Source organism: Legionella qingyii, from assembly GCF_003184185.1.
The window spans coordinates 1-2,120 of the sequence record NZ_QHJG01000058.1; the positions used below are offsets into that span (position 1 = coordinate 1).

The window sequence follows — 2,120 nt, forward strand, 5'->3', positions numbered from 1 at the left end:
ACGATTGGTTATGGCCTTGCTCAAACGTATGATGCACTGCTCACTATGCCTGATGATTTGCAGTACACCAAAACAGGCGCGTTGTTTGGTTCTCGCCTAATTCAGGCATCAACTTCCTTTCGAATTAAAGATCCTGTGTTAAAAGAAGAAATGAATGAGTATTTTCGGGTCTGCGTGGTTGGAGACATTCGTATGAACCGCAAGTACAGTGTTGGTGATTTAGCGCATTCCACAGATATTTGGAATTTATTGACCTCCAAAGCATCACCCCTTCGTATGATCAGTGTGAATGGCAAACTTGTTACTTGCTCGGATGCCTCCAAACCTGATGGACAGTACAGTTTACGTAAAAAACTAGATGCTGAAATTAAAAAAGCATATACGTTTTTTGGGGTCAATTTGTTTGGCAAACCTAAAAATACAACTTATGAAGCACTTTTTAATACCCATCTAAAATCAGCTTTTGATTATTATCAGGGCTTAACAGATACGGCAAGCAATATCTTTTTACAAAGCATGATGATTAATGCTATGGGAGAAGGTGTTGCTCATTATCAAGCGTTTACTGATGCTACGGCCGGAGTGGTTAATCAGCAATTTACCAAATCTCAGGTACAGCATCGTTGGAGTTGGGAGGTTTTAGGCAAGAAAGCCTTGTGGATTTTACCTATTACCCATACCTGTTTGACCCTTTTATTATTTGGTGTTTTTCCCTTAATTATTGCATTAGCTACTTTACCCGGCGGAATTCGAATTCTTTATGGATATCTGCAATTTTTCATGTCACTGCAATTTTGGCCTGTACTATTTGCCATTTTAAATGCTGGTATGACTCTTTATGGCGCTTCAACATCTGCTGAATACGGCCATTTTACGATGGTGAATCTTGATAAAATTGATGAACTGCATGCGGATATTTCAGGAGCTTGTGGCTATTTAATGATGTTAATTCCTTTTTTATCCCATGGCTTGGTTTCTAATCTTGGTGGAGCATTCAGCAATTTAGCCACCAGCATGATGAGCCATATGCAAGGTTCTAGCATGTCCGTAGCAGGAGAGGCGGCCAGTAGCTCTTTTGGTCTAGGACAAACCAGTTTCTATAATACGACTGCCAATAATTTTTCAGCCAATAAACATGACTCTAATTGGACACACATGCATGGTATGAATACTGAGCAAATGGGAACTGGGGTATTAAAAACCGTTACAGGCAACGGCGAAAAAGTTTTCGACGTCAGTCCTGGAATGACACGAAGTGCCGTATCTATTAATACATCAGAAGGTTTAAGCACATCACTTAACCAAGCTTATGAGCAGTCACGTCAAGCTGCTCTTAATGAATCCAATCATTATCAATCTGCTTTATCCCATTTTGCCCATCGGGCATTACAACTCTCCCAATTACAAGGTCATGAAATGCGACTAGGTGATGGAGTATCTAATAGTGAGTCAAGTCAATATTCTAAAGCGTTATCGACGATTAGCCATATTGCAGAGGATGTGGCGAAACGAAATGGAGTAAGTAAAGAGGATGCTCTTTCTCATTTAACCAGTGGTGGTTGGGGTGCTCATGCTGGTGTGAAATCAAATAGAAGTCTAATAGGTAAGGTAGCTCAATGGGGGACAGGTTTTAATGCAGGAGGTAATACACATCTTAAATTTGATCGAACCTCTTCAAGTAGCGATCGCTACCACACGGGAATGGATGGCAGTATTTCTGCACGTGAAGCAAGTGACTTTAATGATGCACTTAACTATGTGAAACATTTTTCACAAACGCATCATTTTGATGACAATCATTCTCAATCTTCTTCTCTTTCAAATCAATTGGGAGCAGATTTACGCGCTGCAGAGACTGCAAGTCGTAGTTACGATACAAACCTAAATCGAGCAGAACGAATTTCCAAAGCAAAAAGCTTTGTTGAATCTCATTCATCGCAAATCAATACCGATCTGAATCAAGCGTTTCCTGCATTTGTAGCAAGCAAAATAGGAGAGTCAGCTCGCGACGAACTATTTAGCCATCCAGGCGATATGCACTCATTAAATAAACTCCAGGCTTTAGGACAAGATTTTATTGCTCACAAACGCGATGAATTAATTAGAGACTTTGGAACTCC

1 protein-coding gene is annotated in these 2,120 nt (G+C 40.2%); it reads left to right on the forward strand.

Annotated elements, in window-relative coordinates; all coding sequences use genetic code 11:
- The coding region (traG, locus tag DGG96_RS19855) for a conjugal transfer mating-pair stabilization protein TraG (protein WP_110144222.1) at positions 1–2,120 on the forward strand (2,120 nt) is incomplete at both ends.